This window comes from Nonomuraea sp. NPDC004186 (assembly GCF_053603495.1).
The window spans coordinates 1-22612 of record NZ_JBSGFQ010000164.1; the positions used below are offsets into that span (position 1 = coordinate 1).

Below are 22612 nucleotides of genomic sequence, written 5' to 3' on the forward strand. Positions count from 1 at the left end.
GCGCTGGAGCAGGCGCTGACCGAGGAAAAGGGGGCTCCGCTGCCGGAGCAGCCGCCGGTGCTGCGGGTGATGCGCCCGAGGCCACACCCGAGGCCGGCGCGTCGCCGCCGCACGAGCGCGCCGCCACCCGGCGACGCCGCAAGGCGCGGGCGAAGGCTGCCGCGCTCGGCCGATCCCGAGGCGGGCTGAGCAGCAAGGTCCATGCCGCGGTCGATACCGCCGGGCTGCCGCTGGTCTTCGTGCTCACGCCCGGCCAAGCCGCCGACTGCCCGCGATTCACCACCGTGCTGGACAAGATCCGCGTGGCCGGACCGGTGGGCCGGCCACGGACCCGCCCGGCTGCGGTGGCTGCGGACAAGGCCTATTCCTCGAAGGCTAACCGTGCCTATCTGCGTCGCCGCCGGATCGGCGCGGTCATCCCGGAGAAGAGTGACCAGCAGGCCAACCGGAAGAAGAAGGGCTCGGCCGGTGGGCGGCCTGCCGCCTTCAATCCGGAGCGCTACCGGCAGCGCAACACCATCGAACGCTGCTTCCAGAAGATCAAGGCCTGGCGTGGCTTGGCGACCCGCTACGACAAGGCCCCGGAAAGCTACGAGGCCGGGCTCTACCTCCGGGGATCGATCATGTGGTTAAGACTCCTCACTTCAACCACATGATCCGAACTCTAAACAGCTCCTAGGACGCCGCCAAGGACGAGCTCGGCCAGGTGCGCGACCTGCTCGCGCCGGCCGATCCGCGCGAGCCCGCCACCCGCACCCAGATCGCCGACCTGATCAAGCGCACCCTGACCGATAGCAAGATCACCCAGGAGATCACCGTCGAACAGTGGCCGGCCGAGTTCCTCAACCGTGAGCGGAAGATCTAGGAGAACACCCGCCGCTCCTACAAGGGCCACATCCGGGCTCCACCTCACCCCTGTCTAGGGCGGCTCAGGCTGGATCAGCTCAGGGTCAGCGACATCGCGTTGATGTTCGAGCAGATCGCGGCGTTCAACGACACCATCACCGAACGCCGCGCCGACCCCGACCCGCAGGTCCGGGCCACGGTGAAGTACCGGCGGCCGACCAGCATCGCCACCACGCACCGCATCCGCGCGACCCTGCGGCATGCGCTCAACATGGCCATGCGGCAGGACCTGCTGATCGACTTCAACCCCGCCGCGGTCCTGGAGATGCCCGCCCCCACCCGGCCCAAGCCACTGGTGTGGACTGACGACCGCGTCCTTGCCTGGCAGGCCGACAACCGCAGCTATTGGGAAGGAGAGAAGCAACGCCGGCGGCGGGGGCGTGCTCGGCTGTGCGGCCGGCCCGGTCAGAACGTCCGTCTCCGCGGAAATGATCAGCACCGGCACCTACTGCGTCCGCTCACCCCGGAGATCGATTCTGCGACCTCCGCGGTCCAGGCGACGCTCCGCCACGATGACCGGACCATCAGCGCCTACGGGCCGGGAGACGTCTGCGGAAACGACCCCAACGCCGTCACCGTCCGCGTCTGCCAGCAGGAGAAGGCCGCAATCGGCAGCTTCGACCTCGCCGTCCGCTGAGGCCAAGCTGGAGGCGGCCCTCGGGGTGATCGGCCCGGTCCCCGCGCGGAGGCGGGGGCCGGGCCACATCCCACAGGACCAGCGCTTGAACTGCCGCGCGGTGTGTCTCCGTCGAATGTGGCTTCTGCGAGCGAAGGACTGGGATCAGGGCCGCATGTCCGGGTGGAGGGCTCGGGCGCACAGCGTGAGCGCTTCCGCGAGTGTCGTGCGGTCCGGGTCGTCGATCTCGGCGAGCATGACGGCTTCGATGCTGTCGAGGGAGCGGTCGCATCGCCGGAGGGTGCTCAGGCCTTTCGGGGTAAGGCGGGTGCGCAGAGCGCGGCCACCACGGGGATGCGGGTCGCGGCGGATCAGGCCGCGTTGTTCGAGATCGCGGATGACCAGGTTCATCGCCTGCGGGGTGACGAAGGCGATGCGGGCCAGGTCGGCCGAGGACGGGGCGTCGCGCAGGCGCAGCTCGCTGAGCGCCATGTATTCGGTGGTCGTCATGCCGTGCCGGGCGAGCGCTTCATCCAGGCAGGCGCGGATGCGGCGTTCCAGCCGGAACACCAGGTAGCTCACACGGGGCGGCGGTGCGTCCGGCGCAGCGGCCGCGGGGACACCCGGATCGGTCACCAGGAGACGATATCGCGCCCCGTCAGAACGGGCTCCAATGTAAGTTTCCCACCCCCATATCAAGGATCTTGATAGCAAGTTACTTGATAACCAGGGAAAACGGCTCTCTGCCAGGTGAACTGGCGGGCATGCGCAACAAGCGTGCATTGACGGTGGATCGTGGCCCTTCTATTTTCCAGCGACCGACGTCAATACGCGGCGGACCGATCCGCGGCGCGCCGCGGATATGGAGAGGAGGAGCGCGAATGAGACGATTGACCACGGTGCTGGCTGGTGCCTGCGCCGCGGCGCTCTTTGCCGTCATGACCGTGGTACTCGGATCGCCGGCCGTCGCCGCCACCCTGGTGGAGGTGACCAGCTTCGGCAACAACCCGGGCAACATGCGGATGCACGTCTATGTGCCGGACTCGCACCCGGCCTCGCCGGCGATCGTGGTCGCGATGCATGGCTGCGGCGGCTCCGGTCCCGGCTTCTACCAGGGCAGTGAGTTCGCCTCGCTGGCGGATCGATACGGCTTCGTCGTCATCTACCCGACCGCCACCCAGTCGGCAGGGTTCGGCAACTGCTTCGACACCTGGTCGGACGCGGCCAAGCGGCGCGGCGGCGGCAGCGATCCGGTCTCGATCGCCTCAATGATCGACTATGTCGAGCGGAACTATCAGGGAGACCCGAACCGGGTCTACGCCACTGGAAGCTCGTCCGGCGGCATGATGACCCAGCACATGCTCGCCGTCTACCCGGACGTGTTCAAGGCAGGGGCCTCCTTCATGGGTGTGCCCTTCAACTGCTTCGCCGGCGCCTCCGACTATCCGCCCGGAAGCAGCAGGTGCACCGGCGGGAGCATGGACCGAACACCCCAGCAGTGGGGCGATGCGGTCCGCCAGGCGTACCCGGGATATTCCGGCCCCCGCCCGCGCATGCAACTGTGGCACGGCACCAGCGACACCCTCGTGCCCTACTCGCTGCTGCGAGAGTCGATCGAGCAGTGGACCAATGTGTTCGGGCTGAGCCAGACCCCGACCAGCACCGACACCCCGCAGGCAAACTGGACCCGCAGCCGGTACGCCAATCCGTCCGGCACCGTGCAGGTGGAGGCGTACAGCATCCAGGGCGCCGGGCATGCTCTTCCGCAGAGCGGTATGGCCCTCTACGCCATCGAGTTCTTCGGCTTGACCACCAGTCCGACCGACACCACGCCGCCGAGCACGCCAGGCACCCCGGTCTCGTCCAACGTGACCGCCTCCAGTGCCACGCTGACCTGGACCGCGTCCACCGACCAGGGCGGCTCCGGCTTGGCCGGCTACAACGTCTACCGGGAGCAGGGCGCCACCGACCCGCAGCTTGGCCAGTCCACCACCACCTCGATCACCCTGACCGGGCTGAGTGCCAACACCCAATACCAGGTGTACGTACGGGCGCGTGACGGCGCGGGCAACCTGTCGGGCAACTCCGCGCCGGCCACCTTCACCACGGCCGCCACCGGAGGCGACACCACGCCGCCGACCGCCCCGGCCGGGCTCACCGCCTCGGGCACCACCACAACCGGCACCAGCCTGACCTGGACGGCCTCCACTGACGACACCGGTGTGACCGGCTATGAGATCCTGCGCGCTCCCGGCGCGACGGGCGGCACGTTCACCCAGATCGGCACCTCGGCCACGACCTCGTTCACCGACACGGGCCTGACCGCGAACACCACCTACCGCTACCAGGTTCGGGCGCGCGATGCCGCTGGTAACGTCTCACCGGTCTCCAACACCGTCCAGATCACCACGCAGGGAGGCACGACCGGTGCCTGCTCGGCCACCCCGACCGTGCAGTCCCAGTGGGGCAACGGGTATGTGATCCAGCCGCTGACCATCACCAACACCAGCACCTCGACGATCACCAGCTGGACCGTCACCTTCACCCTGCCGGCCGGGCACACCCTGACCGGCTCGTGGAACGCCACCGTCACCACCAGCGGCCAGACCGTCACGGTCAGAAGTGTCAGCCACAACGGCACGCTCGCACCGGGAGCCAGCACCACCAGCTTCGGCTTCCAAGCGAGCAGGCCCAACGGCAACACCGCCCTGCCGTCCGGCTACACCTGCGCCTGACCATCAGCGCGCGTCCCTGATCACGGCCCCGTCATTGACAGGTGGGACCGGGCCGTGATCAAGGAATCCGCGCCGGCGGGAGAACCGCCATCGTGCTGTGGCAGGGCCGGGCGACCGAAATCCCGCGCGAGCCAGCTCGATCGCTCGATCACGAACACTCGCGCGACACAATGGGTTATGGGACGAAAGCCCCCGCGGCGTTCACCACTCATGGGTGCGGCATCCCGCCCCTCCGCCTGTGCCTGACCCAGCGCCAGGACAGCAGGCCCTCACCGTCCGCCCTCGTCGTGCGGCGGCTCATCAGGGACCGGGCAGCTGATGGCGCAGGTGTTGACCACGTCACCGGAGGTGGGGCGGGGGATGGTGGCGCTGCGCGGCGACTGCCGGCCGTGGTCGGCCGTCCAGCGCTCGAGCGCCTCGAACGCCGTCCACATGCACGGGAGCAGGGGCCGCATGCGGTCGGGGAGGCGCCCTCGATGCGGTAGTAGCGATGCAGGGCGCCCCTGCCCTGCTTGCACACGGCGTCGGCGTACGCGTTGCCGTGCACCTTGATCGGCAGCAGCGTGTCCAGCGTGCCCTGCACGGTGATCAGCGGCTTACCGATGCGGCCGGAGTGCGAGGCCCGCCGTACGGCGTCGTGCACGCTCTTCGAGCGAGTGTCGTAGTCGTAGTCGGCATCACAGTTCGGGGTGCCGCTCTGGCAGTACGGGATGCCCGCGTCCAGGTCGCCGTCAAAGCCCGGGCCCGGACCACCTGCCGAGACGCTTCCACGCCATCATGAAGTTCACCCGGCCGGAGGGCGGCAAGGCCGAGACCATGACGATGAACATCATCTATCGAGGATGGGGAACCCCCGTCAAGATCGCGGCCCCGCCCAAGCACCTCATCGCCGACGGCTGGTGATGGACAATCCGCAGAACAACGCGGTACTTCGGAGCTCTCACAGCAAGCCGCTCCTGCGCAGCAGCCGGTGAACAATGAGCACGGCGACGACCATGACGCCCAGGGCGCGGGGACAGCCGAACGGCCTGTCCCGCTCGGAAACACGGTTTCGTGCTCTGAACTGCATGTGCTGCTCTTCATCGAGCACGGCACCCGACGCCTACACCTGGCCGGAATGACTGCACACTGCGCGTGCCGATAATTGCATCCGTCCATGTCATAGCCCTGCAAGGGCTTCGCATGGTGTAAGGCACGAATACTCGATTCATGCGCTGGCCTACAGCCCCTCGGCATGCCTGCAGATCTTGAGCGACCGCTTAAACCACGGAGCTGGAGATCCATCGTGTTCAGCGAACCCTCAGATCGGACGCAGTGGCCGAATATTCGAGCCCCACACGTACAGCGCGGCGACTTGAAGTCCACTGCGCTGATGAAATGCTCGTTGACGGCGTCCTCCGGGCAGATCAGCTCCGCTGCGCCAATACCAGCGCGATCGGTCGGCCGGTTCTGTGTCCGTAATCTGCCAGTAGGTCGGTCAGGGGCCGAACCTCCATCGCGACATGTTTTATGCCATGAACGCCCTGAGCGTGGTGAAGGCAGGATGCTCGTGACCTGTTTGAGCGGGCGCTACAGGGGTGGCGCCGGATGCCGGGCGAGGACCACCCCGACACCTGATCTCGATGGACAACCGCGTCCGAAACGCCCTTGAAGATCGCGAAGCCAAGCGCTCATCTCTGGCCAGCAGGTCACTGCCATCGTCGATCACGCCCTTCTCCCCCTGACCGCCCCACGCCGCTGACCTCGTGCCACCGGCAGTGCGCGGGGCATGAAGGAAGCGCTCATCCCGGCCTGCGACGAGGGCCGCACTTCCAGAATTGGGTCAACTATCGCACCCCGTGCGGGTCGTCATGGACGCCGTGGGTACGGATCGAAGGTGATGATCGACGAGCGGGAAGGCGTGGACGTCACGCCCACAGTGGACTGGCTGTTGCATCCCGTGCCCCGGGACGAGTACCTGCGGGACTTCTGGAAGAAGCGGCATTTCCTGCTTCGTCGAAATGCGCCGGATCACTACGGCGACCTGTTCTCACTCGCCCGCTTCGACGAGCTTCTTTCCGGCTCCGACCTTGACGCGGGCTCGGTGCGCGTGGTCCGGGCCGGACGCGCCGACGCGGCAGGCGATGCCGTCGGGAGCCGGCGGCTGGAGGATCTCTACGACCGTTACCGTCGCGGCTCGACGATGATCATGCCCTCGGTTCACGAGCGATGGCCTCCGCTGCGGGACCTGTGCCGGCGTCTTGCGTACGAGTTCAGCGCGAGATGCCGGGTCAACGCCTATCTCACGCCGCCGATGGCGCAGGGGTTCGGCGTACACCGTGATTCCCACGATGTGTTCGTGCTGCAGGTTGCCGGCGGCAAACGCTGGAAGGTGTACGAGGCCGGACCTGAGCCGGAGCGGACCAGCCCTTGTGAGGAGTTCGACCTGCGGCAAGGTGATCTTCTCTATCTGCCTCGCGGCATCCCACACGAGGCCGCGTCGACGCATTCGGCGTCCCTGCACCTGAGCCTCGGCGTCTTTCCCATCACCTGGGCGGACGTGCTGTTGGCCGGGTGCGAGGCGGCCGTGGACGGCGACGCCGCCTTCCGCGATTCGCTGCCTTTCGGCTTCGCCCGCACAGCCAGGGCTCGTGACGAGACACGGGAGCGCATGCAGGAGCTGACCGCCCGGTTGTGGCGGGCCGTCGCGCCGGATGCGCTGGTCGACGACGCGGTCGACCTGGCGCTCCTCACGGAAGGGGACCGGCTGAACGGGCATCTCCTCGACCTCGTGTCATTGGCTGCCCTCGATCACGACACCGTCGTCCGGCGCAGGCCCGACCTGCGGTGGGAGATCCGGAGGGACGCGGGGACCATGGTCGTCGCGTTTCACGGCAAGCGGCTGAGCATCCCGTCCCGCCACGAGGAAGCCTTCCTCCGCATGGCGACCGGCGAACCCTTCACGACGAGCGGGCTGAAAGGGGAGGCCCGCCACGAGATCAAGCTCTCCCTGGTACGCCGTCTGCTGGAGGAGGGCTTTCTGACCCTTTCACCGCCACTGTGACCGGCTCTTCCGGCTTGCGGAAGATGCAGCGCACCACATGCCAGTGTTTTGGCTCGTCCCTGGCGTCGATTCCGTCGTATCGCTCCTCGCGCAGGACGACCGGCTCCAGCCGCTGGAACACCGCCCCGGCCGCCGCGCCGCGCACGAAGGTCCTCCCTTGCCTCCGCCCCGCCCAGGCGTCCTCGGGGCCGAAGAACGTGCAGCACAGGACGCCGCCCGGGGCGAGGCCGCCAGTCATCGCCTCCGCGAGCCGGACGACGTCGGCCCTGGGCAGAAAGGGCAGGACATGGATCGCGACCATGAAGGAGTAGACCCCGGCCGCGATGTCCAGGTCACGGACGTCGGCGTGGAGGACCTTGAGTCGCGGGTGCCGCCGCGTGGCCGCCAGCGAGACGGTGCACGGGTCGGTGTCCACAGCGTCGACCGAGAAGCCGGCCGCCAGCAGGAAATAGGTGTCGTTGAGCGGGCCCGCGCCGATGTCCAGGGCACGGCCCCGTACGTCGCCGAGGACGCCGAGCCCTTCGACGACGAGAGAGTTGGGCCCTCGCCCAGCCCGGAGGGAGGCGTAGGTCACCCTGTCCGCTAACCGCTCACCTTGAGGACCATCTGCTCGGCCAGCACCTCGATGAGAGCGATCCGTTCTTCGCCGGTCAGGCCGCCGGGGAGCTCCCTGACGTAGAAGGCGCCGGTGCGGGCGATGAACGCCAGGGCGTCGGCGGCGATCGGGTTGGCGCTCATCAGCGGTCTGCCCGAGGGGTCGAGCAGTTCGACCTGGTTCCCGCCGCGACGCGTCGTCAGCAGCCCCGCCTTCTCGTTCACCACCCGCCGGCGCAGAGTGACTTTGCGGTGGTCGTACCAAACGTCGGGAAGGGGCGACCCGAAGATCTCCGCATAACGATCGCGGAACATCGCGAAGGAGGCGACCGGGCGCTCCCCCTCGCTCGCGCCGGCCACCCCGGGGTCGTTGCCTGGGCTGTGGTGGATGTAACGCCCGAAGTAGTCGCGGCAGAACTTCGTGTACAAGCCGGTGAAGAGGATGAAGTGGTGCCAGGCGTCGTCGACCCGCATCGAGTGCATCCGCCAGAACTTCGACTCGTCGACCTGAGTGAGCACCAGATACTTCTTCGCCTCGGCGAACAGTTCCTCCGCCTCCTCCTCCGTGTCCGCGATCTGCTCGTTCATGAGCCGTTCGATGAGGAAGGGGGCCTTGTAGTCCAGCGCGGCGAGTGGGCTTTCGGTGATCATGGCAGTTCCCTCACTCCTGCGGTGGTTTCACCCGGCAGCTGGAGATACACACGCTGCTGCAGTCCCTGCAGGTCGCACAGGGGCTATGGCAGTCGGAGCGCTGGGTCTTGACCCGCATGTGGAGCCGGCCCGTGCGTATATCCCGAATGTCCTCCGATGTCACCGCGTCCTCGGCTGTGTCGGCCTGCCGGACGACGACGGTGGCGCTCCGTCGCACCCAGACGACCTTCGCGCCGAAGAGCATGACGCTCTGGGGCACGTTTTCGACATGAAGGATGTCCCCTTTGGGGATCTCAATGGCCGAGCCCAGGTTCTCCAGGCTCGGATACAGCGCGATGGATCCGTCGTGCTCCGAGGGGCCCACGTATCCCCAGAGCGTCATCGTGTCCGGCTTTCCCTCCCGGAGCAGCTTGACCAGGAGAGGGTGCTCTTCAAGCGAATCAGCGTCGATGCTCATACCGTGCTCCCCTTTCTCCCGAAGAGTGACATCGCGCGCCTTTGCCAACAGCGTGGCGCGCCGCCGCTTTACCGAATCCGGTGCCGACACAGCCGAGCCCGGCCGGTCCTTCGCCGGCCTATCGATACTCCGTGATCGCGTTCCGGCCGATCGCCTGCAGCGGCAGGGGCATAAGGTGCAGAGCTACAACCGCGACATCGTCGGCGTGGCTCCGCCGCACCGGTCGGAACAGGCCCGTACGCTGGCTGGACCTGTGCCGCGGCACGGCCGACCCTCGACGAGGCCGCCCACCTACTCGGGACCGACGCCGAGATCGTCGGCGTGGACCTGGACGCGCGCAGCATCCGCCTACCGATCGACCAGTGGCGCTCAGGCCGTGCGCACCTTCTGCGCTCAGCTCAGCGCGACCTGGTCGGTCGAAGTGCGGCCATGCTGGTGGAACGCCAGCGACCGCTGGGAGATCGACTGTACGCCTGCCGACAACTGGCTCCCGTACCCGCCGTCACGGACGGTGGATGGTGGAGGTGGGGCAAATGGCGAAAGCCCGTGTGCAGGTCAGTAGGCGATGCGGTTGTGTGGACGCGGAAACGGGACGTCAGCGAGGCGTCACGTGTCCGCGTCTGCCGGTAGATGACGATCACGGCAGCTGGTATTTCGCGGTGCAAATACGCGGCCTGGACGGGCAGCGGCAGCGCGTCCGCCAGTGCGGGTATACCGACCGCGAGGAAGCCCAGGCCGCTGGCCAGGCTCTGATCACCGCTGACCGCGACGGTGCAGGGGCCGGATGCAACGTCGGACAGTGGCTGGCACGCTGGCTGGCCACCAATGACGCTCTGCGTCCGTCGACCCAGCAGGGCTACGCGACACACATCCGCCTCTACCTCATCCCCCACCTGGGACGGATCCGGCTGCTAAAGCTCACCTCTCGCGACATCAACGGACTACTCGCGTCCCGTCCCTCGCCGCCCGGCCACCAACTGTCGCCCGCTACCGTGACGCGGATCCACGCCACCTTGCGGACCGCGCTGAACGCGGCAGTGCGCGCCCGGCTGATCCCGGTCAACCCGGCCAACGGAGCCGAACTCCCCCATCCCCGCCGAGCGCATCCGATCGTCTGGACCGCCGGGCGGACGGCCCGCTGGCAGCAAACGGGAGAGCGCCCGGCGGTGGCGGTCTGGACCGAACAACAACTCGCGGCCTTCCTGACCGACATCGCGCAGGACCGCCTGTATACCGGCTGGTGGCTTGCCGCGCTACGCGGCCTGCGCCGCGGAGCTGGCCGGGCTACGCTGGACCGACGTCGACCCGCAGGCCGCGAAGCTGACGGTGACGCAGCAGCGGGTGCACACCGACGGCCAGGTCGTGGTCGGGCCGCCGAAAAGCGCCGCCAGCTGCCGGGTGGTGACCCTGGACGCGGAGACCGTGCGGATACTGACCCGGCACCGCGAGCGGCAAGAGGAGCTGAGCGCGAGGGCGGGCACACGCTGGCGGGAGTCGGGATACGTGTTCACCACCGCGGACGGCGCGCCGCTGCGACCGGACTACCTCACCGGCCGATTCCGCCTGCTGGTGACCGCCTCCGGACAGCCGCCCATCCGGCTGCACGATCTCCGCCATGGCGCCGCCACTCCGGCGCTGGCCGCACGCACCGACCTGAAGGTGGTGCAGGCCATGCTGGGGCACGCCAGCATCGTGCTGACCGCCGACACCTATGTCTCGGTGCTGCCGGAGGTGGCCCACCAAGCCGCCCGGGAAACGGCCCGGCTGGTGCTGAACGCCGCGTCCGCGCTGAGGCGGCCGCTGGGCGGCTGACTCAGCTTTGCCCCGCATTTGCCCCATGCCGCCCCAGCGCACGGGCGTGGCCTGAGTTTGCCCAGGTGGAGAAGCGCGCCCTGCAGGATTCGAACCTGCGACCGTCGGATTAGAAGTCCGTTGAGTGATGCTTCGTGCCACCTCAGCACGTTTTGCGTGTCAGGCGGTGCCGGGCCCTGACGACACGTGACGGGGCGTACGAGCACGCGCCGAGCGCGGCATCCGTGCGCACCGCATGTGCCCAGGTCGCACTACCGCCATCAACGTACGTGCGCTCCGTGATTCGGGTGCGGAGTGGAACTCGGCCACAAAGCTCCCACGTAAAGCGCCAATTGACCCCCAGGCACAGCCAGGTGACGCATACTTACATATTGTCATGTCTCATACGCGTACACAGGTTTTCGCTCACCTCGGCACTCCCACCGCTCCGCTCTATCGCCGGATCATGAATGTCTTCATGACGAACAAGCGGCGGTTCGTGGTACATCTCCGGCCGGAGGACGTGGCCGAGGCGCTTCGCGGCGATGGCGGCGAGCCCGTCGGCCAGGAGCAGGTGGACGGCGCGCTGAGCAGTCTGCGCGAATGGGGCAACCTTCGAGCCGATCCCGACACAGGACGAGTCACCACGGTCGAGGACTTCTATCGGGCCCGTTTTCTGTACCAGCTCAGCAAGGACGGTGAGGCGGCCGAGCGCGCTCTGGAAGTCTTCGAGCGAGAGCTGGGGCGCAGAGGCGAATTGCAGGCGGTGGCCCTGGAGGATATTCGCGTTCGCCTACATGCTCTCGCCCGTGTGGATGGACGATCGCCGGATCCGGCGATCGTCCACAACCTTCTCCTTGAGATCATGAGCAGGCTCGACAGCCTGGCGGCCAACGCCATCGCGTTCATGGGCGGTCTGCAACGCACCATCGACCTTCATGACATCGAAGAAGAGGCGTTTCTGGCCTACAAGGACAGGCTGATCTCCTACCTGGAACGTTTCGTCTCGGAACTCGTCGTCAAATCGTTCGATATAGCCGACAAAATCCGTGGTCTTACCGAAATCGACGACCTGCTCAGGCTCGCAGCGGCGCGGGAGGCGGCCGACGTGGCGCCGGGCGGAAACGACGAGCCGGGTCACGTGCTGGAGACGAAGCTTGCCGAGTGGCGTGACCGCTGGTCCGGGCTGCGGTCATGGTTCGTCGGTGACCGGGTTCGTCCGTGTCAGGCGGATCTGTTGCGTACGCGGGCAAGGCAGGCCATCCCGGATCTGCTCGCCACGATCAGTGTGCTGCACGAGCGTCGCGCCGGCCGCAGCGACCGTTCGACCGACTTCAGGACGTTGGCCCGCTGGTTCGCCCAATGTCCGACCGACGCCGAGGCCCATCGGCTGTGGCGGGCCGCCTTCGGGCTGACCTCCGCGCGGCACCTGACGGTGGAGGCCGAACCGGCCGAGGACGTATCAGGAGCCATCAGCTGGCTGGAGGCGCCCCAGGCGGAGATCTCGGTGCGGCTACGGGCCACCGGCAGCTACGCCAGACGCGGCGCTCCCAGCAAGGTCGTCGATCGGAGCCGGCAACGCGAGCAACTGGCGGCGTTCGTGGCCGCCGAGCGCGAGCAAGCCGAGCTGGCGCGTAAGCGGCTGGCGACGGGCCGCCCCGTGCTGCTCAGTGAAATCGGGGAACTCGATCCGGCCGAGTTCCGACTGCTGCTCAGATTGCTCCGTGAGGCCCTGGCCCTGGGCCCGGGTGAGGTGCGCACCAAGACCGCTGACGGCGCCATGGAGATCCGCATGCGGCCAGTGGACGGATACGCCGAGATCCGTACCGAGGCGGGCGTGCTGCGCGGGCCCGACTACGAGGTCGTGATCACGGATGTGACGAAGCCCCGGGAGGTGACCGCGGATGACGGGCGAGCTACGTGACTTCCAGCATGCCCAGCGTGAGGACGAGCGCCGCAAGGCCGTACGCGCCCTGCTGCGGCGGCCGCTACTCACTCCCAGCGATGCGGACTACCGACTGGCGCGCAAACACCAAGGCTGGCTGGCCGACTGGTTCGCCCGGGAGGCCGGCTGGACGTTGCACGCCGACACGGCCGTGGCGCGGCTGCGGAAGATTCCGGCCCGTCATGGCGACGGCACCCGGGCCGCCCAGGCGAAGGGAAAGGTGCCTTTCAGCCGCCGCCGGTATGTCCTGGCCTGCCTGGCACTGGCCGCGCTTGAGCGTGCCGAGAGCCAGGTGACGCTGGGCTGGCTGACCGAACGGCTGCTCGCGTTCGCCGCGGATCCGGAGCTGGCCGAGGCAGGGATGGTGTTCACCCTGGGCACCAGAGAAGAGCGCGCCGACCTGGCGGCGGTGGCCGGTCTGCTCATCGGCACGGGCATCCTGGCCAAGGTCGCGGGCGACGAGTCCGCCTACATCAGCGGATCGGGTGACGCGCTCTACGATGTGCACCGCCGCGTGCTCGCCATGCTCCTCGCCACGCGGCGCGGTCCTTCCATGGTGACGGCCACCGCCCTCGATAAGCGGCTCGCCGCCATCAACGAGGAACCGGTCCCCGACACCGAGGACGGCCGCAACCGCATGATCCGCCATTCCCTGACCCGCAGGTTGCTGGACGACCCCGTGCTCTACTACTGGGAACTGACCGACGCCGAACGCGCCTACCTGGAACGGCAACGCGGCCCGATGCTCAAACGGATCACCGAGGCCACGGGCTTCGTGGCCGAGGTCAGGGCCGAGGGCATCGCCTTGCTGGATCCCACCCGCGAGGCCACGGATCTCGGCATGCCCGAGGAAGGGACCGATGGTCACGCCACGCTACTGCTCGCCGAACACCTGGCCGGACTGCTCCGCATGTACCCGGATCAACCGGTGGAACTGGATGATCTGCGAACGCACATGATCCAGTTGGCCGAGCGGCATCGCGGCCTGTGGCGCAAGAACGTCTCCGTGCCCGACCTGACCATGGGCGCCATGCATCGTCTGGAGGCCCTCGGGCTGATTCGGGTGCGCGACAAGGGGATCAACCCTCTTCCCGCGCTGGCCCGCTTCGGCTTCGGCGACCCAGTTATCACAGGAAGCGGAAAGAACGACGAATGAGCCTGCCCACCGCCGCTACCGCCCGCTGGCAGCCGCTGCGTACGGGCCTGGTGGACCTGTTCTACTACGACGACCAGGAGTTCTGGTTCCGTGACGGCCGGATCATGTTTCTCGGCAACAACGGTACGGGCAAGTCGAAAGTGCTGGCCCTGACGCTGCCGTTCCTCCTCGATGGTGAACTCTCACCCAGCCGGGTCGAGCCCGACGGCGACCCCGGCAAGCGCATGGAGTGGAACCTGCTGCTGGGAGGCCGCTACGAGGAGCGGCTCGGCTATGCCTGGCTGGAGTTCGGTCGCGTCACCGAGAACGGCAAGCCCGCCTATGTCACCGTGGGGTGCGGGCTGAAGGCCGTCAAGGGCAGAGGGATCGCCGACCGCTGGTTCTTCCTGACCTCCCAGCGCGTGGGCGAGGACCTTTTCCTCATCGGCAAGAACGGGACGACGCTCAGCCGCGACCGGCTCATCGAGGCGATCGGCCTTTCCGGCCAGGTGGCCCAGACGGCCGAGGGATATCGCAGACTGCTCGATGAGCATCTTTTCCACCTGGGCCTCGAACGCTACGAGGCGCTGGTCAACCTCCTCATCCAGCTCCGCCAGCCGCAACTGTCCAAGCGCCCGGACGAGAAGAAGCTGTCGGCCGCCCTGTCGCAGGCACTCGCCCCGGTCGATCAGGCGCTGATCTCTGACGTCGCCGGCGCGTTCCACGATCTGGAACAGCAGAAGGAGGAACTGAGCGGGCTCCGGGACACCCGCGAGCACGTGCGTCGCTTCCTGACGCGCTACCAGCGCTACGCCGCAGTGGCGGCGCGTCGCCAGGGTGGCGAACTGCGGTCGGCGCATTCCGCCTACGAGCACGTCAACCGCGACCTGAGCACAGTAGCGGACCAGATCGAGCGGGCCACGCGGACCGAGGCCGAGGTGGCGGCGCGGGCCGAGAGCGCGCAGAACGAACTGGCCGAGCAGCAGGCCGTCCGCGAAGAGCTCACGGGCGATTCGCGCATCAAGGACCTGGACACCGCCGAGCGCTACGCCGAGGAGGCGGACAAGGCGCTGGCGGCCGAAGTAGAGGCGGCCGAACGCGCCCAGGTCATCGCCGCGGCCAGGAAGGCCAAGCACGAAGAGGCCGCCGCCGCGGCCGAGATCAGCCGGCAGAACGTGGTCATGCACGAGAACCGCGCCGCCCCGCTCGCCGAGCGCACCGGGCTCGCGGCTCCGCACGCGACCCTGCTGGCCAGTTTCGGCGAGGAGCCCGCGGAGGACGGCATTCGCGCGGCCATGGGCTCGCGTGGCGAAGCTCTCGCGCACGTCACCCGGTTGGCCCAGACCGCAGCCGCGCGACAGCGCGATCTCGTCCAGGCCAGAACCACGCTGACCAAGCGGGAGTCCGAGCGCGACCAGGCGGCCGACCGGCTGGCGACCGCTCAGCAGGCCCTGACCACCGCCATCTCCGACGACGTCACCGCGTGGCGCAGGTACGGCCTCGGTCTACGCGAGCTGACACTGCCGGATCCGGAGGAGTACGGCCTGGCCGCATGGGCCGAGACCCTGTCGGGTCCGCATCCGGGAGAACGGGCGCTGCACGAGGCCGCGCGGCGAGCCGGCCAGGCTCTGGCACGCGAGCAGGCCGCGGCGGTGGCCGGCCGGGACGGGGCCGCCACCGCCCTGGCCGAGCTGGAGGCGGAGCGCGATCGGCTGGCGGCAGGTGAACTGGCCCGGCCACGCGTACCGCACACGAGAGGGGAAGGCGTCCGGGACGGGCGGCCCGGCGCGCCGCTGTGGGCGCTGGCCGACTTCCGCGACGACATCGACGGGCGATTTCGCGCAGGCCTGGAGGCGGCGCTGGAAGCCTCCGGCCTGCTGGACGCCTGGGTCACCCCGGATGGGCGGCTGCTCTCACCGGGAACCCATGATGTGATCGCGCTGCCGGGCGAACGGGCCGCCCGGCCGCTGAGCGAGGCTCTGGTATCCGCAGACACGATGGCGCGGGCCGTGCTGGACACCATCGGCCTGGAGGAGCAACCAGGCCCATACGTGTGCGCGGACGGCAGGTGGCGACTCGGCCCCCTGCACGGCTCCTGGGCCAAACCGAGCGCCGAATACATCGGCGCGGCCGCCCGCGAAGAGGCCAGGCAGCGGCGGCTCGCTGAACTCGCCGAGCTCATCGGGGAAGCCGAGCGGCTCGTCGGACGTGCCCAGGCGGCCGTCGACCGGCTGGCCGCCCGCGAGGAGACCCTGGCGGGCGAGTCGGCTGGGCATCCGCACGACACCGAGCTACGAGACGCGCACACCTCCGCCGTGACAGCCGCGGACCGTCACCAGGACGCCGTCCGGGCAGTGGAGGAACAGGCCGAGGAGGTGCGCTGGGCCGCGGACGACCTGGCCACGGCCGTGGAGGAACGCGACCGGGCCGCCGCAGACACTTCCCTGCCCGCTACAGTGACCGACCTGGCGGAGGTCGAGAAGGCACTGGGGGCATACCAGCAGGTGATCACCGAATTGCTCGCCGCCGTCCGCGTACATGCGGGAAAGCTGTCCGAGGCGAACACCTGGTCCGCCGAGGTTGACGCGGCCGAGGAGGACGTGCGCCGGGCGCACGACCGCGAGCGCCAGGCCCGGCGACGGGCAGCCGAGGAACGCGCGCGGCTGGCAACCCTGCAGGCCGCCATCGGAGCCTCGGTAGAGCAGCTCAAAGCCCGTCTCACCGACACCAAGACGCGGATCGCCGCGTTGGCCGCCGAGCTCAAGAACCTGGAGAAGGCCCACAGGCAGGCGGTAGAGCAGCGCGCGCGAGCCGAGGGCAAGCAGGACCAGCTCAGGACCGACCTGGTCGCGAGCGTGGAACGGCGCGAAAGTGCCATCGCATCGCTGCGGCGCTTCGCCGAGACGGGCCTGCTCGACATCGCGTGCGAAGTGGAGCACTCCGGCTCCTGGGCGCCCGACCCGGCGGTACGGCTGGCACGCCGGATCGAGCAGTTGCTGTCCGACGTCGACGACTCCGACGACGCCTGGCACCGGGTGCAGGATGAGATCACCCGCCGCTACAGCGAACTGGCCGAGGCGCTCACCCGGCATGGTCACCATGCCGTGGCCGGGTTGTCCGACTGGTTCGTGGTGACCATCCAGTTCCAGGGCAGAGAACGACCGCCGAGCGAGCTGACCAGGCTGCTCGACGCCGAGGTCGACTACCGGGAGCGCACGCTCACTTCCAGGCAACGCGAGATCGTCGAGGAACATCTGGTCAACGATGTGGCCGCGCATCTGCAGCAGCTCATCGCCGACGCCGAGGAGCAAGTCGGCCAGATGAACCGCGAGCTGGAGGAGCGACCGACCTCGACCGGCATGAGGCTGCGAATGTCCTGGGTTCCCGCCAAGGAGGCGCCCGCCGGCCTGGCCGAGGCCCGGGCCAGACTGTTGCGTCAGGGGACGGACCTGTGGTCGCCTGCGGATCGCACCGCCATCGCCGACTTTCTGCAGGCCCAGATCGAGGCCGAACGACGTGAGAACGAGCATGGGACCTGGGCCGAACACCTGCGCCGGGCCCTGGACTATCGGGCCTGGCACACGTTCCTGATCGAGCGATACCAGGACGGCCGCTGGCGGCCCGCGGCCGGGCCCGCTTCCGGGGGCGAGCGGGTGCTCACCGTCTCGCTGCCGCTGTTCGCCGCCGCGTCATCGCACTACCGCTCCGCGCACCCCTGGGCGCCTCGCCTGGTGACGCTCGATGAGGCCTTCGCCGGAGTGGACGACGACGCCCGGGCCAAATGCCTGGGTCTCCTGACGACGTTCGACCTCGACGTGGCGATGACCAGCGAACGGGAATGGGGCTTCTACCCCACGGTGCCCGGGATCGCCACCCACCAGCTGGTGCGCCGCGACGGTATCGACGCGGTCCACGTCACCACGTGGGAGTGGGACGGCGCGAAGGCGGAGCAGGTGGAACGGACCGCGACGAGCCGCCGTCCCAGCAATCCGGTCCAGCCCGAAGACGGCCTGTGGTAAAGGATCCGGTACGGCTGCGCCGTACCCTCGGCGCACCGGAGCTCAGCCGGCTGATCTCGCGGCTCGCTGCCCGGGTCGAGCAGGACAAGGAGCTCTACGCGCCCGTTGTGCTCGTGCAGCCGTCCGACGAGGAACGCAGAGCGGTGGAGCGGCTCCTCGGGCGCCGTGCCCGGCAGGGAACGGCCAGACTCAGCATCAGCCCACAGGCGATCGAATCCGCTCTCCGCCTGGCGGGAGTCTGCGACAACCTCCGCGAAGCGGTGGACCACCTCGTGGGCCCGATCTCCATCCGCTCCCACGAGCGGGCCCGCGAGGAGGAGGCACGGGCGACGCTGCTGGCCACGCTGTCGGGATGCCGCCACGCAGCCGAACCATGGTTCGCCGAGTGGCTGAACAACATCTCATCCGATGGAACGTTGACCAGGGCAATTCGCCAGGGCGGCGAACCGGCAAAGGGGGCACGGGCCGTCCTGGACGTGCTCCCGGCCGACGCCAAGCCGATCAGTGTGCTCGCGGAGCAGGTCACCGGCGACACCAAGGCGCTGTCCGGAACGCCGCTGGCCAGGCTCGTCCTGCGGGCGCTCGCCGCGCGAGCGGGCGAGCCGATGCCGGCCTCGGCGGCGCAACGCCGGGCGCTGTGGGAGTCCGCGGGCGTGATCGTCGATGATCTGGCCAGCCAGGTGCTGGTGCTGGGGCTCAGCGCGACCGGTTCGCCACTCGGGGACTGGCTCACGGCGGCGGCCAAGCACGCCACACCGTTCCGCGTGACGTTGCACCAGCTGGTCACCATGCCCATCCGCATCACCTCGCCCGTCGTGTTCGTGTGCGAGAACCCCGCCGTCCTCCGGGCCGCCGTGGGCGTCGCGGAGGCGGCGCTGGTCTGCACCGAGGGAATTCCCTCCATCGCCTGTCATCGGCTGCTCGCCGCCTGCGCCGACCGGCAGGTGTGGTGGCGCGGGGACTTCGACTGGACGGGATTGCGGACCACGACGGAGGCGGTCGGCCGGTACGGAGCCACTCCATGGCGCATGGACGTGGCGACCTACAAGCAACTGTTGGGTGGCGGGGATTCTGAGCCGTTGCGCGGCAGCCCGGCGGGTAGTCCTTGGGATCCTGATCTTGCTGTGCGGATGAGGATCAGTGGGCGGGCGGTCATGGAGGAACGGCTCATCGACGAGTTGGTCCGCGACCTGCGGACGACGGGCGCTCAGTGAGCGGCTCCTCGATGCCGTGACGTTTCCCATGTGGGGCCGGATCGGCCGCCGCGAGGTCTGTCCGACGATGGCCAAGGGCTTCGTCGGGTCTGCGTCTGGATGCCGCTGGTTCAGGGCCTGGTGGGGGCAAAGACACGTGTGCAGCTCAGCAGGCGATGCGGTTGTGTGGATGCGGAGACGGAACGTCAGCGAGGGGTGACGTGTCCGCGTCTGCCGGTGGATGACGAGTCGGTGTCGCGGCAGTTCTCCACGCTGAGGTGCTGCGGGCTGAAGGGAGCCCTGGCCTTCTTCGCCGAGCCAGCCGCGGGCTGCGGTCAAGTCGCCGGCCAGGATCAGCACTGCTGGCCTGGCACCGCAGACTCATGGCCAAGAAGTGGGACTACAGCAATCGTCGCCGTCCCGGACGGCCACCCACCGCGGCATCGGACAGTTGTCCCCAGCGCAAGCCGAAACAGGACCGCCAACGCCCAGCGATGTGGCCAACCACCGAGTCCACCGCAGAGCCGTCCTCGGCGGCCTCATCATCCTATTTTGAGCCCCACAGGAGTATCGGAGCACCTCGAAACTATCTATACTTTACCTACATGAACAGTAGGTTTTGAAGGGTGATCTGGGTCATCGGACCACCGAACAGGAAGACCGAGTGATGAATCTCCAGTTCCTCTGGTACATCCCGAACCAAGCGCAGCCCGGGCACCGCGGCGACGACGTCGTCGAGAACCACAACAGCCTGGAGACCCTCACCAGCCATGCCCAGGCCCTCGAGGAGCACGGGTGGGGCGGGGCGCTCATCGGCGCCGGCTGGGGACGGCCCGACACCTTCACGGTCGCCACCGCGCTGGCCGTGAGGACCACGACGTTCCAGCCCCTGATCGCGGTCCGGCCCGGCTACTGGCATCCGGCCAAGTTCGCCTCCGCCGCCGCCACCCTGGACCACCTCACCGGCGGGCGAGTGCTGATCAACATCGTGTCGGGCAAGGACAACCTCGCCGCGTACGGCGACAGCGAAGGCGACCAGACCCACCGCTACGCCCGCACCAAAGAGTTCCTCCAGATCGTGCGCAAGCTGTGGACCGAGGAGAACGTCACCTACCACGGCCAGCACTTCAGCGTCACCGGCTCCACCGTGGCGCCGCGAACGGTCGTCCGGGGCGAACGCAAGCACCCCAGGCTCTACTTCGGCGGTGCCTCCGAAGCCGCCGAGAAGGTGGCCGCCGCCGAGGCCGACGTCCAGCTCTTCTGGGGCGAGCCACTGGATGGCGTCGCCGAGCGGATCGACCGGCTCAAACACCTCAGCGAGAAACTGGGACGCGAACACCCTGCGCTGGAGTTCGGACTGCGGATCACCACGCTGGTGCGCGACACCACCGAACAGGCCTGGGCCGACGCCGAGGCCAAGGTCGAGGAGATGGCGAACGGCGGCATCTCGCGTGACCCGAACCGGTTCACCGCCGTCGGTCAGCAGCGGCTGCTCGACCTGGCAGCGCGAGGAGAGGTGCTCGACGACAACCTCTACACCACTCCCGGCAAGTTCGGCGGCGGCGGCGCGGGCACGACCTGGCTGGTCGGCTCGGCCGAGGACGTGGCGAAGTCGCTGCGCAAGTACCAGGCACTCGGCATCACCCACTTCGTGCTCTCCGACACTCCCTATCTGCCAGAGATCAAGCGCCAGGGCGACCGGCTCCTACCGCTGTTGCGCGGATGAGCGCCGATGCCTGATGCCACAGCCGAATGCACAGACCAACCTTGTCCCTCTGCCGCTCTGAAAGGACGCCTCGCTTTGTCAACGCCTTCATCCCGCACGCGGTTAACGCCTTCATCCCGCACGCGAAACACGCAACCGCACCGGCTGCGCTCCGCCGTCACGGTGGCCGTGCTCGCCACCAGCACGGCCTTGAGCGGCGCAGCCGCCTCCGCGTCGACAGCGCGGACATCGGGCCCGGCCGACGTCGACGTGGCGGTGGAATGGTACGACGTCACCGCCGACACCATTGCCGCCGCCGGCTCTTCCACGCAGGTAACCAATAGCCGCACGTGGGCGATCAGCTGGTTGTCCGCCGCCCGCGCCGTGCGATCCGGTCCCCGCCAGCGCGCCTTCCAGGACGCCGCGCTCGCCTCCGCGGTCCGCACCTCACTCGTGACCCTGGTCCCGGCCCGCACCGCCGAGCTCGACGCGGCGTTCGCGGCGACGCTGGCGCGCATCCCCGCCGGCCCGTCCAAGGATCGTGGCGTGGCGGCCGGAGCCGAGAAGGCGACGGCGCTGCTCACCGAACGGACCGGTGACGGCCTGGACCCGGCGTCGGTCAACCCGCCGTACCCGGTCCCGCAAGCCGCACCCGGGGTCTGGCAACCCACGCCGCCGGCTTTGGGGCCGGCCCTCCAGGCGGGCACGAGGTTTGCCAGACCGTTCCTTCTGGGCCGCGCCGACCGGTTCCGACCGGGGCCTCCTCCCGAACTCGGCTCTCCGGAATATCGGGCCGACCTTGAGGAGGTACGCGACTACGGCGCGGCGAACAGTAGCGCGCGCACGCAGGCCCAGACGGACATCGCGCAGTTCTGGCTGGGGTCCTCACTGACCATCTACAACGGCGTCCTGCGTGCCGCCGTCGTCCAGTCCCGCCTGCCGGCGCCGAGGAAGGCCGAGCTCGTCGCGCTCTTCCACGTCGCTCTGGTGGACACCCAGATTGCCACCTCGGATAGCAAGTACACCTATGTGAGCTGGCGCCCGGTCACCGCGCTTCACGCCGCCGACACCGGCCACCCCTCCATCCCTTCGGATCCGGCCTGGACACCGCTGCACACGACGCCGTCGCACCCCGACTACCCGAGCGGCCACAACACCTACTCCGGCGCCGCCGAGCAGGTGCTGACCTCACTGGTCGGCTCCCACTCCCGCGAACCGTTCGAGCTCACCAGCCCGACCGCGCCCGGGGTCACTCGCACCTACACCACGTGGAAGGTCCTGACCGATGAGAACGTCGACGCCCGGGTCTGGTCGGGCATCCACACCCGCTCCGCCGACCAGGCCGGGGTGACACTGGGCCGCCGGGTCGCGTCCTACGCTCTACGTCACGCCGCACGACTGTTCTCGTAGGTCGCACCAGGAAGACCACTGAAGATCCTCGTCTGGCCCCGTTCCTTCTGGGACGGGGTCAAACAGCGGTCGCGGCCGGCCACGACAGCCGTCGCTCTCGGCCTCCGCCGCGCGGCGACCTTTGAGATCACAGATGGCGGTACGCGGCGCCGGGATGGGTATCGGGCAGCCGGTGTATCCCGGGGCCGAGCAGCCGCTCGCGCAGCGTACCGTCGTCGTACGAGGTCCGGTAGCGGCCGCGCCGCTGGAGCTCGGGAACCACGAGCTCGACGAAGTCCTCCGCCGTCCCCGGCGGCAGGTACTGCATGAGGTAAGCCGGCCAGGATCGTCACCGCGCTCCAGGAGGCCGACCGCTGGACCGCCGGGCACCCGCGCGAGGCGGCCGCCCTGTTCGACGGCGACCTCGACGCCT

At 68.7% G+C, this 22612-nt stretch carries 20 protein-coding genes, 1 tRNA gene and 1 pseudogene; 14 read left to right on the top strand and 8 right to left on the bottom strand.

The window, feature by feature from the left end:
- The 3 genes from ACWEPL_RS59320 to ACWEPL_RS59330 form a co-directional block, all read left to right on the top strand.
- The coding region (locus tag ACWEPL_RS59320; protein WP_452441909.1) for an IS5 family transposase at positions 1-656 on the top strand (656 nt) is incomplete at its 5' end.
- Between the two features lie 50 nt (positions 657-706).
- The gene (locus tag ACWEPL_RS59325) at positions 707-865 is read left to right on the top strand and encodes a hypothetical protein (RefSeq protein WP_363983488.1); all 159 of its coding nucleotides are present in this window, start codon (positions 707-709) and stop codon (positions 863-865) included.
- Between the two features lie 102 nt (positions 866-967).
- Positions 968-1543 carry a hypothetical protein gene (locus ACWEPL_RS59330; RefSeq protein ID WP_452441910.1) on the top strand — a complete coding sequence of 192 codons (576 nt, stop codon included), beginning with the start codon at positions 968-970 and terminating at the stop codon, positions 1541-1543.
- 144 nt (positions 1544-1687) lie between these two features.
- Here the strand turns inward: ACWEPL_RS59330 and ACWEPL_RS59335 are convergent, their stop codons facing one another.
- Entirely contained in the window at positions 1688-2158 is a 471-nt protein-coding gene (locus ACWEPL_RS59335) for a MarR family winged helix-turn-helix transcriptional regulator (protein WP_349449740.1), read from the bottom strand.
- Positions 2159-2403: 245 nt separating this feature from the next.
- On the opposite strand from ACWEPL_RS59335, the gene ACWEPL_RS59340 reads away from it, so the two are divergent.
- A complete protein-coding gene (locus ACWEPL_RS59340; RefSeq protein ID WP_452441911.1) occupies positions 2404-4257 on the top strand; it encodes an extracellular catalytic domain type 1 short-chain-length polyhydroxyalkanoate depolymerase in 1854 nt (617 codons plus the stop codon).
- A gap of 269 nt (positions 4258-4526) precedes the next feature.
- Here ACWEPL_RS59340 and ACWEPL_RS59345 read toward each other — a convergent pair whose 3' ends face one another.
- Positions 4527-4712, bottom strand: coding sequence for a hypothetical protein (locus tag ACWEPL_RS59345; RefSeq protein ID WP_452441912.1), 186 nt, complete (start codon positions 4710-4712; stop codon positions 4527-4529).
- 322 nt (positions 4713-5034) lie between these two features.
- Between ACWEPL_RS59345 and ACWEPL_RS59350 the strand changes: the two genes are divergently transcribed.
- Positions 5035-5160, top strand: coding sequence for a hypothetical protein (locus ACWEPL_RS59350; RefSeq protein WP_452441913.1), 126 nt, complete (start codon positions 5035-5037; stop codon positions 5158-5160).
- A 37-nt stretch (positions 5161-5197) separates the two neighbouring features.
- Here ACWEPL_RS59350 and ACWEPL_RS59355 read toward each other — a convergent pair whose 3' ends face one another.
- Entirely contained in the window at positions 5198-5347 is a 150-nt protein-coding gene (locus ACWEPL_RS59355) for a hypothetical protein (RefSeq protein ID WP_363983528.1), read from the bottom strand.
- 789 nt (positions 5348-6136) lie between these two features.
- On the opposite strand from ACWEPL_RS59355, the gene ACWEPL_RS59360 reads away from it, so the two are divergent.
- Positions 6137-7300: a cupin domain-containing protein gene (locus tag ACWEPL_RS59360; protein WP_452441923.1), complete on the top strand. Its 1164-nt coding sequence runs from the start codon at positions 6137-6139 to the stop codon at positions 7298-7300.
- Here ACWEPL_RS59360 and ACWEPL_RS59365 read toward each other — a convergent pair.
- The 3 genes from ACWEPL_RS59365 to ACWEPL_RS59375 are packed head-to-tail and all read right to left on the bottom strand — an operon-like array spanning position 7236 to position 9002.
- Positions 7236-7874 (bottom strand): class I SAM-dependent methyltransferase, encoded by a 639-nt coding sequence (locus ACWEPL_RS59365; protein WP_452441914.1) that lies wholly within the window; start codon positions 7872-7874, stop codon positions 7236-7238. The genes ACWEPL_RS59360 and ACWEPL_RS59365 overlap by 65 nt on opposite strands.
- 8 nt (positions 7875-7882) lie before the next feature.
- Positions 7883-8545, bottom strand: a complete 663-nt coding sequence (locus tag ACWEPL_RS59370; RefSeq protein WP_363983537.1) for a glycine-rich domain-containing protein — start codon at positions 8543-8545, stop codon at positions 7883-7885.
- A gap of 10 nt (positions 8546-8555) precedes the next feature.
- Positions 8556-9002 (bottom strand): hypothetical protein, encoded by a 447-nt coding sequence (locus ACWEPL_RS59375; RefSeq protein ID WP_363983539.1) that lies wholly within the window; start codon positions 9000-9002, stop codon positions 8556-8558.
- Between the two features lie 533 nt (positions 9003-9535).
- Between ACWEPL_RS59375 and ACWEPL_RS59380 the strand changes: the two are divergent.
- Positions 9536-9928 (top strand): annotated as a pseudogene (locus tag ACWEPL_RS59380) (hypothetical protein); the annotation flags it as partial.
- Positions 9929-10247: 319 nt separating this feature from the next.
- Complete coding sequence (locus ACWEPL_RS59385; protein ID WP_452441915.1) at positions 10248-10814, top strand: site-specific integrase; 567 nt, start codon at positions 10248-10250, stop codon at positions 10812-10814.
- 77 nt (positions 10815-10891) lie between these two features.
- Here ACWEPL_RS59385 and ACWEPL_RS59390 read toward each other — a convergent pair.
- Positions 10892-10962, bottom strand: a tRNA-Arg gene (locus ACWEPL_RS59390).
- Between the two features lie 228 nt (positions 10963-11190).
- On the opposite strand from ACWEPL_RS59390, the gene ACWEPL_RS59395 reads away from it, so the two are divergent.
- The 6 genes from ACWEPL_RS59395 to ACWEPL_RS59420 all read left to right on the top strand — a co-directional run bounded on the left by ACWEPL_RS59395 (position 11191) and on the right by ACWEPL_RS59420 (position 22200).
- Entirely contained in the window at positions 11191-12717 is a 1527-nt protein-coding gene (locus ACWEPL_RS59395) for a TIGR02677 family protein (protein ID WP_452441916.1), read from the top strand.
- Positions 12698-13894 carry a TIGR02678 family protein gene (locus tag ACWEPL_RS59400; protein ID WP_452441917.1) on the top strand — a complete coding sequence of 399 codons (1197 nt, stop codon included), beginning with the start codon at positions 12698-12700 and terminating at the stop codon, positions 13892-13894. Before ACWEPL_RS59395 ends, ACWEPL_RS59400 begins: the two co-directional genes overlap by 20 nt.
- On the top strand, positions 13891-17892 hold the full coding sequence (locus ACWEPL_RS59405; RefSeq protein ID WP_452441918.1) for a TIGR02680 family protein: 4002 nt from the start codon (positions 13891-13893) through the stop codon (positions 17890-17892). Before ACWEPL_RS59400 ends, ACWEPL_RS59405 begins: the two co-directional genes overlap by 4 nt.
- Entirely contained in the window at positions 17886-19106 is a 1221-nt protein-coding gene (locus ACWEPL_RS59410; protein WP_452441919.1) for a TIGR02679 family protein, read from the top strand. The genes ACWEPL_RS59405 and ACWEPL_RS59410 overlap by 7 nt, the downstream gene beginning before the upstream one ends.
- A 646-nt stretch (positions 19107-19752) precedes the next feature.
- Entirely contained in the window at positions 19753-20811 is a 1059-nt protein-coding gene (locus ACWEPL_RS59415; protein ID WP_452441920.1) for an LLM class flavin-dependent oxidoreductase, read from the top strand.
- A 189-nt stretch (positions 20812-21000) separates the two neighbouring features.
- A complete protein-coding gene (locus tag ACWEPL_RS59420; RefSeq protein ID WP_452441921.1) occupies positions 21001-22200 on the top strand; it encodes a vanadium-dependent haloperoxidase in 1200 nt (399 codons plus the stop codon).
- A gap of 127 nt (positions 22201-22327) precedes the next feature.
- On the opposite strand, the gene ACWEPL_RS59425 is transcribed toward ACWEPL_RS59420, so the two are convergent.
- Entirely contained in the window at positions 22328-22507 is a 180-nt protein-coding gene (locus ACWEPL_RS59425) for a hypothetical protein (protein ID WP_452441922.1), read from the bottom strand.
- Positions 22508-22612: the final 105 nt, after the last annotated feature.

What these genes read in the sequence shown, in the direction of transcription:
- ACWEPL_RS59360 (WP_452441923.1), top strand. Translation starts at nt 6,137, where the DNA reads ATGATCGACGAGCGGGAAGGCGTGGACGTCACGCCCACAGTGGACTGG.
- ACWEPL_RS59400 (WP_452441917.1), top strand. Translation starts at nt 12,698, where the DNA reads ATGACGGGCGAGCTACGTGACTTCCAGCATGCCCAGCGTGAGGACGAG.
- ACWEPL_RS59375 (WP_363983539.1), bottom strand. Translation starts at nt 9,002, where the DNA reads ATGAGCATCGACGCTGATTCGCTTGAAGAGCACCCTCTCCTGGTCAAG.
- ACWEPL_RS59405 (WP_452441918.1), top strand. Translation starts at nt 13,891, where the DNA reads ATGAGCCTGCCCACCGCCGCTACCGCCCGCTGGCAGCCGCTGCGTACG.
- ACWEPL_RS59425 (WP_452441922.1), bottom strand. Translation starts at nt 22,507, where the DNA reads ATGCAGTACCTGCCGCCGGGGACGGCGGAGGACTTCGTCGAGCTCGTG.
- ACWEPL_RS59330 (WP_452441910.1), top strand. Translation starts at nt 968, where the DNA reads ATGTTCGAGCAGATCGCGGCGTTCAACGACACCATCACCGAACGCCGC.
- ACWEPL_RS59370 (WP_363983537.1), bottom strand. Translation starts at nt 8,545, where the DNA reads ATGATCACCGAAAGCCCACTCGCCGCGCTGGACTACAAGGCCCCCTTC.
- ACWEPL_RS59350 (WP_452441913.1), top strand. Translation starts at nt 5,035, where the DNA reads ATGAAGTTCACCCGGCCGGAGGGCGGCAAGGCCGAGACCATGACGATG.
- ACWEPL_RS59345 (WP_452441912.1), bottom strand. Translation starts at nt 4,712, where the DNA reads ATGCGGCCCCTGCTCCCGTGCATGTGGACGGCGTTCGAGGCGCTCGAG.
- ACWEPL_RS59340 (WP_452441911.1), top strand. Translation starts at nt 2,404, where the DNA reads ATGAGACGATTGACCACGGTGCTGGCTGGTGCCTGCGCCGCGGCGCTC.
- ACWEPL_RS59415 (WP_452441920.1), top strand. Translation starts at nt 19,753, where the DNA reads ATGAATCTCCAGTTCCTCTGGTACATCCCGAACCAAGCGCAGCCCGGG.
- ACWEPL_RS59395 (WP_452441916.1), top strand. Translation starts at nt 11,191, where the DNA reads ATGTCTCATACGCGTACACAGGTTTTCGCTCACCTCGGCACTCCCACC.